This window comes from Staphylococcus sp. HMSC035D11, from assembly GCF_001836075.1.
GTDB classification, from domain to species: Bacteria; Bacillota; Bacilli; order Staphylococcales; family Staphylococcaceae; genus Staphylococcus; species Staphylococcus hominis.
On record NZ_KV827216.1, the window covers coordinates 569 to 1,273 of the forward strand.

Sequence of the window (705 nt, forward strand, 5' to 3'; positions counted from 1 at the left end):
CGCTGCTTCTTTTTCTTCTGTCGTTGCATCAGATGTTTGATCAATGATGGCTTTTTTGATTTTTGCTTGAGTATCTATACCTCGTTTTGCTTGTTCTTTTTTAACTATATCTGGTTGGATATTATTTATTGATGCCGTACTATTATGTACTACTTGATCTACATCATTGTTAGACAAAGCACGATTAATATTATTTCTTGCTTCTGTCGCAGCTTCGTCTACTTTTGATTTTGCGGCTTCTTTTTCTTCTGTTGTTGCACCCGGTGTTTGATTAATCGCTTCTTTTTTAATTCTAGCTACTTCATCGATTGCAGTCTTTGCTGCTATTTTCTTAACTATATTTGGTTGAATATGACTAACTGTTGTAACACCATCTTCTTTTGCTTTGTCAACAGCTTGATTTATTTCTGTATGATTAATATTATTTTTTGCTTCTACTGCAGCTTCGTCTACTTTTGATTTTGCGGCTTCTTTTTCTTCTATAGTTGCATCAACATTATTGTCGATCTCTGTCTTCTTATTAATAACTTCATTATCAATTGCTTGTCTTGCTTCTGATTTTTTAAGCACATCTGGTTGGATTGCATTGATTGTAGTCGTACCATTTGTTTTTGCTTCATCCACATCTGAATTAGTTATTGCTTCATTAATATGAGCTTTGGCTTCCGTTACCGCTTGGTCTACCTTCGCTTTGGCTGCCTCTTT

The 705-nt window shown here is 34.6% G+C and carries 1 protein-coding gene; it reads right to left on the bottom strand.

The window, feature by feature from the left end; genetic code table 11:
- Positions 1-705, bottom strand: a 705-nt coding sequence (locus tag HMPREF2647_RS00790) for a DUF1542 domain-containing protein (protein ID WP_141756740.1), incomplete at both ends; no start/stop codon positions are given.